Genomic DNA, 7,387 nt, shown 5'->3' on the forward strand with positions numbered 1-7,387 from the left:
CCTGCCGCTGTCGGCGCAGGTGCTGCGCTGCACCGATCCCGCCACCGGCCGCGTCACCTACACCGACGCAAGCTGCCCGCGCGGCGCTGCCGCCCATGAGGTGGAGGCCCGCAAGAGCGCCGCGGAGCTTGCGCTGCAGGAGGAGCAGGCCCGGCAGGCACTGGCGCGCAAGCAAGAGCGTCGCCAGCGCGAGGCCGCCGAGCGCGAGGCCCAGCACGCCCGCGACGACCTGCGCCCCCTGGCAGGCTCTGCGCCGCCGGCCTCGCCTGCCGAATCCGCCGCCTGCCGCCAGGCCCATCAGGAGCTGCTGCAATTGCAGGCCCGGGCCGACCCCAGCCTGTACGACGATGCGTTGCTGCTCGACCAGGCGCAGCGGCGCCGGGAGCTGGCCTGCCTGTCGCCCGCCGAACTTGCCCGGCTCGAGGCGCAGCGCCCCCGCCCCGCACCGGCCGCCGCCGCTTCCCCCGTCATCGTGGTCCCTGGCCACCCGCAGCGCCCGCCCCTTCGCCCGCGGCCTCCGCCGCCGCGGCCCGAGATCAGCCACTGCAACGTCTTTCGCTGCTACGACCGCCAGGGCAACGCCTACCCGCGCTGAAGCCCTTCGCGCACCGTCGGCCATCGCAGCCGCAGGCGCAGCTCCTGCTCCATCCGCCGCGTGACCAGGCGGCGCGACTCCCCGAGGAAACCCATCCGCGCCGGCGTCAGCCGCTCCTGCAGCCGAGCACGCGCCATGCGCGGCGGGCGCGGCAGGCCGTAGAGATCGGCAGCGAAATCCAGGTACTCCCCCAGCTTCATGGCGCTCGCATCGGCAATGTTGTAGGCGCGCTGCGCCCGGCCGCGCCACAGGGCCAGCAGGCAGGCGCGCGCCAGGTCATCCGCATGGATGTGGTTGGTGAACACATCGTCCTCGGCGCGCAGGGTGGGCAGGCCCTGCGCCAGCCGCGCACGCGGCGTTCCACCGGGCCGGTCGCCAGCGTAGATGCCCGGCACGCGCAGGATGCTCACCCGCACCGCGCCCCGGCCCAGGTGGCGCATGGCGCGCTCCGCATTGGCCCGGCGCTGGGCACGGGCGGTCACCGGGCGCAGCGGGCGGGTCTCGGTAACCCATGCACCCTGGCAATCGCCATACACCCCGGTGGTCGAGGCATAGACCAGTGCCGCTGGCGGACTGCGGCGTCGCAACGCGCGCGCAAGCGCCGTGCTGCGCGGATCCAGCCACCACGCTGCCGGGCCCGCCCCTTCAGCAGGCGGCGGCGCCAGATGCAGCACGCGCTGCGCCAGCCCGCCCAGCCGGGCCAAGCTGGCAGGCTCGTCCAGGTCGCCGCGCAGCGGCAGCACCCCCGCCGCGCGCAACACGGGCACCCGCTCGCCGCTGGAAGTCAACGCCAGCAGCCGCAGGCGCCCCCCCGCACGGGAAGCGCCGCCCAACAGCCGCGCCACGCGCAGTCCGATGTCGCCGCAGCCGACGATCAGCAGGCGCTGGCGCCGAAAGCGCGCCGGCAACGCGCCAAGGGGATATGGGTTGGAGGGCAAAATCGGGACTTTCCAGAACCAGCATACATTGCGGCGCCACGGCCGCGGCTCGGCGCCTCGGGAGACGCTGGCGGCCGCAGCACCGAACGCCCAAGGATAGCCAATCCATGAACCCAGCAGCATCCGCCCACCAGGTCACGGTGCAGCCCAGCGGCCGCACCTTCGCAGTCCAGGAGGGCGAAACCCTCCTCGCCGCCGCCATCCGCAGCGGCATCGGCCTGCCCTACGGCTGCAAGGACGGCGCCTGTGGCTCCTGCAAGTGCCGCAAGCTCAGCGGCTCCGTGGAGCACGGTCCGCACCAGCAAAAGGCGCTGAGCGAGGCCGAGGAGGCGGCCGGCTTCGTGCTGACCTGCTCGGCGCGCGCGCTGACCGACGTGGTGCTGGAATCGCGCCAGGTCACGGACGAGAGCAACTACCCGGTGCGCAAACTGCCGGTGCGCGTACAGGCGCTGGAGCGGCTCACGCACGACGTCATGCGCGTGCGCCTGCAGCTGCCGGCCAGCGATGCGTTCCGCTACCACGCCGGCCAGTACATCGAGTTCATCCTCAAGGACGGTGCGCGCCGCGCCTACTCCATGGCGAATGCGCCCCACACGCAGGAGGCCGCTCCGGGCGTGGAGCTGCACATCCGCCACATGCCGGGCGGGCGCTTCACCGACCACGTGTTCGGCGCCATGAAGGAAAAGGAAATCCTGCGCGTGGAAGGCCCCTTCGGCAGCTTCTTCCTGCGCGAGGACTCGGACAAGCCCCTGGTTTTCCTGGCATCGGGCACCGGCATGGCGCCCATCAAGGCGCTGCTCGAGCATATGCGCCACAAGGGCATCGACCGGCGCGTGGCCCTGTATTGGGGTGTGCGCCGCCCGGGCGACCTCTACCTGGACGCCTGGTTGCGCGAGATGGCTGCGCAGATGCCGAACCTGAGCTATGTGCCGGTGGTCTCCGACGCGCTCGCCGAGGACGGCTGGAGCGGGCGCACCGGCTTCGTGCACCAGGCCGTGCTGGACGACTTCGCCGACCTGTCGGGCCACCAGGTCTATGCCTGCGGCGCGCCGGTGGTGGTCGACGCCGCGCGTGCCAGCTATTGTGGCGAGCGCGGGCTGCCGGACGAGGAATTCTTCGCCGACGCCTTCACCTCGGAAGCCGACAAGCTCGGCGACTGAACGCCCCGGCGGGCCGGCGCCTCAGGCGGCCGCCATCTCGCGGCACAGGTCGGCGCAGCGCTGGCAGGCCTGGGCGCAATCCTGGCAGTGCGGGTGATCGTGTGACCTGCATTCCTGGGCACAGGCCTCGCAGATGCGCGCGCACAGTTCGCAGATGTAGCCCACGTGGGCGCTGTCGCGCGCCATGGCGGCGGCAGCCAGGCGGCACATGTCGGCGCACTCCATGTCGAGCGCGATGCACTTGACCATGTGCTGCACGTCGTCTTCGCGCAGGCAGGCAGCGGCGCAGAAATCACAGGTGGCAGCGCAGGTGTTGCAGGCCTCGATGCAGGCGGCGTAGCGCGAATCGGCGAGGCGGTGGAGAGCGGTGGAAGCCATGGAGATCCTTTCAGGGTGGAGGGAAAACACGGATTCAATCCATCCTGAAGACAGTGCCCCACCCTGCCTGTAGGACACCTTTGGAACCACTGCCAGCACCGGGCGCAACCCAGGCGCACAATTTTTTGCACAATGCGCGGGTTATGAAACGCAGAAACCTCCTCCTCATCTCCTTCGCGGCCGCAGCGGCCGCCACCACCTCCCCCACCCTGCACGCTCAGCAGTCGGCGCCGATCCGTCTGGTGGTGCCCTACGCCCCGGGCGGCCCGCTCGACATCACGGCCCGCGCGCTGGCCGAGCGCGTGCGCGACTCGCTGGGCACCGTGGTGGTGGACAACAAGGCCGGCGCCGGCGGCAACATCGGTGCCGACGTGGTGGCCAAGGCCGCGCCGGACGGGCTGACCATCGGGCTGGCCGCCACGGCCACGCACGCCGTCAATCCCTGGCTCTACAGCCGCATGCCCTACGATGCCGCCAAGGACTTCGCCGGCATCACGCAAATGGTGCGCGTGCCGAACGTGCTGGTGGTGAACGCCGAGCGCGCCGCACAGCTCAGGATCAACACCGTCGCCGACCTGGTGGCCTACGCCAAGGCCAACCCCGCCAAGCTGAACTACGGCAGCGGCGGCAACGGCAGCGCCGGCCACCTGGCGGGCGAGATGTTCAAGCAAAAGGCCGGCATCTACGCCCTGCACATCCCCTACCGCGGCGCCAGCCCCGCCCAGCTCGCCCTGCTGTCGGGCGAGGTGGATTTCAACATTGACAATCTGGCGGCCGCCGCGCCCAACATCCGCGCCGGCAAGCTCAAGGCCCTGGCCGTGACCTCCGAGCAGGCCAGCCCCATGCTGCCGGGCGTGCCGCCGCTGTCGGAGAGCTTCCCGGGCTTTGCCATCGACACCTGGTGGGGCCTGGTGGCGCCCGCGGGCACGCCCAAGCCGGTCATCGACAAGCTCAACAAGGCCTTCACCGACGCGCTCAAGGCGCCCGAGACCAAGACGCGCTTCGACACGCTGATGGCCGAGCCGGTGCCCACCACGCCCGAGCAATTCGATGCCTTCATGGCGGCCGAGCGCGCCAAGTACCAGCAACTGGTCAAGGCCTCCGGCGCGAAGGTGGACTGACCCCGCGCCCAGGGTCTCAACTACTGCCGGGCGCGTGCAGCCACTGCGCGGCGCTGGCCACCGCTTCGATGCGCTGCTGCGCCACAGCCTCCAGCTGCCCGGTCGTCACCAGGCCGGGCGCCAGTTCGGCGAGCGGCCGCAGCACGAAGGCGCGCTGCAGCATGCGCGGGTGCGGCACGCACAATTCGGGCGTGTCGTGGCGCTCGTCGCCATAGAGCAGGATGTCCAGGTCCAGCGTGCGCGGGGCGTTGCGGTAGGGGCGTTCGCGCCCGGCGCCGTGCTCCAGCTCCTGCAGCCCCCGCAGGAGCTCCAAGGCCGGCAGCTCCGTGCGCAACTGCACCACCGCGTTCAGGTAATCCGGGCCGCCCGCGTCCACGGGTGCGCTGCGGTAGAGCGAGGAAACCTGCAGCACCCGCGTAGCCTGCAGGCCATCCATTGCCTGCACCGCGCTGCGCAAGGCGGCGCGCGCATCACCGAGGTTGGCCCCGAGGCCGATCCAGGCCTCGACCGGCTGGCTCATGCGGCGTCGCCGCCCGAGTTGCCGTCGCCATCCGTGGGGCGGCCTTCCGCGCCGGCGTCGCCGTGCGCACTGCTCTTGCGCCGGCGCCGGCGGCGCTTCTTGGCCGGGGCGTCGCCGCTGCTTTCCATGTCGGCGGGTTCGCCGTCCGGCGCCGACGGAGCTGCGGACGGCTCTTGTGCGCGCCTGGCAGGCGCCACGCGATGCACTGCGCCCTGCCCCTTCTTCTGCTGCTGTTGCGCGCGCTGCTGGCGGCGCTGCTCTTCGCGCACCTGTGCCAGCAGGTCCTGGCGGCGCGCGTCGTCGGTCACGTAAAACTCCTGCCACCATTCGACCAGACCGTCGGCCACGTCGCCGATGTCGGCGCGCAGGCGAAAGAAGTCGAAGCCCGCGCGAAAGCGGATGTGCGCCACCATGCTGTAGGGCGTGTTGCCCGAACGCTTGTCGAAGCGCGGCTGCATGACCCAGATCTCGCGCATGTCGGCGGCCAGCTTGCCGCGCCCCGAGACGTCGCCGATGCGCCGCTCGAAGACCTCGTCGATGGCGCCCTGCAGCGCCGGGAAGGCGTGCTCCCCCTCCTCCAGGCGCCGCTGCCAGCCCGATTCCACGTCCTGCCACAGCACGCAGGCCAGCAGGAAACTCGGCGCCACCGCCTTGCCCTCGCTCACGCGGCGGTCGGTGTCGGCCAGCGCCGCGTGCACCAGCGGATCCCCGGCGCGCTCGACCACGATGTCCAGCAGCGGGTAGATGCCCTTCTCCAGCCCCAGCTTCTTGAGCTGCTCGATGGTCGCGAGCGCATGGCCCGTCTGCAGCAGCTTGAGCATCTCGTCGAACAGCCGGCTCTGCGGCACGTCCCGCAGCAGCGGCTCGCACTCCACCAGCGGCCGCGCCGTCTTCGGATCGAGCGTGAAGCCCAGGTGGCTCAGCTTGGCTGCGAAGCGCACGGCGCGAATGATGCGCACCGGGTCCTCGCGGTAGCGCGACGCCGGGTCGCCGATCATGCGCAGCACGCGCTTGTGCGCGTCCTGGATGCCCTTGTGGTAGTCCACCACGACCTGCGTCTCCGGGTCGTAGTACATGGCGTTCACGGTGAAGTCGCGCCGCGCCGCGTCCTCCTCCTGTGGGCCCCAGACGTTGTCGCGCAGCACGCGGCCGCTGGCGTCCACCGCGTGCTGCATGCCGGCCAGCTGGGCCTTGCTGGTGCGCTCGTTGCCGGCAACCTGTTCGGCGGCGCTGTTGTCCAGGTAGGCGCGAAAGGTGGAGACCTCCACCACGTCGTGCTCGCGCCCGCGGCCGAACACCACGTGCACGATGCGAAAGCGCTTGCCGATGATGAAGGCCCGGCGAAACAGCGCTTTCACCTCCTCGGGCGTGGCGTCGGTCGCGACGTCGAAATCCTTGGGCTTGAGGCCCAGCAGCAGGTCGCGCACCGCGCCGCCGACGATGTACGCCTGGTAGCCAGCCTCCTTGAGCGTGCGCACCACCTCGAAGGCACGCCGGTCCACCAGCTGCGGGTCGATGCCGTGCACGCTGGCCGGCACCTCCTCGCGCTTGCCGAAGCGCCGGCGCCCTGCGCCCCCCGATGCCGAGGCGCCCTTGCCCAGCAGCTTGTCGATGAAGGTCTTGATCATGGTGTGGGAAGGGGTGCGGGAAAGAGATCGAGAATGCGCCAGCCGCGCTCTTGTGCCAGGGCGCGCAGGCGCGGGTCCGGGTTGGTGGCGACCGGGTGGTCCACCCGCTCCAGCAGCGGCACGTCGTTCAGGGAATCGCTGTAGAAGGTGCTCTCCACGTCCTCCCAGCCTTGGCCGCGCGCCGCCAGCCATTGCGCCATGCGCTCGACCTTGCCTTCGCGCATGGAGGGCGTGCCGCGGATCGCGCCGGTGTACCAGCCATCGGCACCGCGCTCGAGCTCCACGGCAAGCAGGTGCTCGACGCCCAGCGCCTCGGCAATGGGCCGCGTCACGAACTCGTTGGTCGCCGTGATGATCACGACCTCGTCGCCGGCGTCGCGGTGCCCGCGCAGCAGGGCCAGCGCCTCCTCGCGGATGGCCGGCGCGATCACCTCGCGCATGAACTGCGCGTGCGCCGCCGCCGCGGCCTCGGGCCCCTGGCGGCACACGGCCTCGGTGGCGAAACGCACGTAGTCGTGCACATCCAGCCGCCCGGCAAGGTAGTCCTCGTAGAAGGCCTGGTTGCGCCGGCCGAACTCGGCGCGGTCGCACCAGCCCAGCCGGATGGTGAACTCGCCCCACTCGTAGTCCGAGTCGAGCGGCAGCAGCGTGTGGTCCAGGTCGAACAGGGCCAGACGGGGGCGCTGCGAAGAGATATCAGGGGGCATGAAGGATCTGCAAGATTCGGAAGACGGGCAGGACGGGCACCCAGGGTCATTCGCCCTGCAGCATGGCTTTGAGCAGCGGCACGGTGACGGCGCGCTGCGTGCGCAGGGCGAAGCCGTCGAGGCGGTCGAGCAGGCCGCTGAGGCTGCCCAGGTCGCGCGAGAAGTGGCTGAGCATATAGTCCACCACCTCCGCCGACAGCGCCAGGCCGCGCGCACGCGCCTGCTGCTGCAGTACCGCGCGGCGCGCCGGCTCGGTGAGCGGCTGCAGCTGGAACACATGGCCCCAGGCGAGCCGCGAGCGCAGGTCCTCCCTCAGCGGCAGGTCGGCCGGCGGCAGCTC

9 protein-coding genes are annotated in these 7,387 nt (G+C 71.2%); 3 read left to right on the forward strand and 6 right to left on the reverse strand.

Translation table 11 applies throughout. The features are described from left to right. A partial coding sequence (locus tag A612_RS10355; RefSeq protein ID WP_019374416.1) for a DUF4124 domain-containing protein occupies positions 1-595 on the forward strand: 595 nt, incomplete at its 5' end. On the opposite strand, the gene A612_RS10360 is transcribed toward A612_RS10355, so the two are convergent. Further along, the gene (locus A612_RS10360) at positions 583-1,533 is read right to left on the reverse strand and encodes an NAD-dependent epimerase/dehydratase family protein (RefSeq protein WP_040436598.1); all 951 of its coding nucleotides are present in this window, start codon (positions 1,531-1,533) and stop codon (positions 583-585) included. The two genes, A612_RS10355 and A612_RS10360, sit on opposite strands and share 13 nt — an antisense overlap. 107 nt (positions 1,534-1,640) lie before the next feature. Here A612_RS10360 and A612_RS10365 point away from each other — a divergent pair, with 107 nt between their 5' ends. Beyond that, positions 1,641-2,693, forward strand: a complete 1,053-nt coding sequence (locus A612_RS10365; RefSeq protein ID WP_019374418.1) for a CDP-6-deoxy-delta-3,4-glucoseen reductase — start codon at positions 1,641-1,643, stop codon at positions 2,691-2,693. A 21-nt stretch (positions 2,694-2,714) separates the two neighbouring features. On the opposite strand, the gene A612_RS10370 is transcribed toward A612_RS10365, so the two are convergent. Beyond that, the gene (locus A612_RS10370) at positions 2,715-3,071 is read right to left on the reverse strand and encodes a four-helix bundle copper-binding protein (RefSeq protein WP_019374419.1); all 357 of its coding nucleotides are present in this window, start codon (positions 3,069-3,071) and stop codon (positions 2,715-2,717) included. Between the two features lie 143 nt (positions 3,072-3,214). Here A612_RS10370 and A612_RS10375 point away from each other — a divergent pair, with 143 nt between their 5' ends. Next, entirely contained in the window at positions 3,215-4,192 is a 978-nt protein-coding gene (locus A612_RS10375) for a Bug family tripartite tricarboxylate transporter substrate binding protein (protein ID WP_019374420.1), read from the forward strand. A gap of 16 nt (positions 4,193-4,208) precedes the next feature. On the opposite strand, the gene folK is transcribed toward A612_RS10375, so the two are convergent. From folK to A612_RS10395, 4 genes are all read right to left on the reverse strand, one after another. After that, complete coding sequence (gene folK / locus A612_RS10380; protein WP_019374421.1) at positions 4,209-4,712, reverse strand: 2-amino-4-hydroxy-6-hydroxymethyldihydropteridine diphosphokinase; 504 nt, start codon at positions 4,710-4,712, stop codon at positions 4,209-4,211. Further along, complete coding sequence (gene pcnB / locus A612_RS10385) at positions 4,709-6,340, reverse strand: polynucleotide adenylyltransferase PcnB (RefSeq protein ID WP_019374422.1); 1,632 nt, start codon at positions 6,338-6,340, stop codon at positions 4,709-4,711. Before pcnB ends, folK begins: the two co-directional genes overlap by 4 nt. Continuing rightward, entirely contained in the window at positions 6,337-7,047 is a 711-nt protein-coding gene (locus A612_RS10390) for a histidinol-phosphatase (RefSeq protein WP_019374423.1), read from the reverse strand. The genes pcnB and A612_RS10390 overlap by 4 nt, the downstream gene beginning before the upstream one ends. A gap of 46 nt (positions 7,048-7,093) precedes the next feature. Continuing rightward, positions 7,094-7,387, reverse strand: a 294-nt coding sequence (locus tag A612_RS10395; protein ID WP_019374424.1) for an HdaA/DnaA family protein, incomplete at its 5' end; no start/stop codon positions are given.

Source organism: Melaminivora alkalimesophila, assembly GCF_000282995.1.
Taxonomy (GTDB): Bacteria; Pseudomonadota; Gammaproteobacteria; order Burkholderiales; family Burkholderiaceae_C; genus Melaminivora; species Melaminivora alkalimesophila.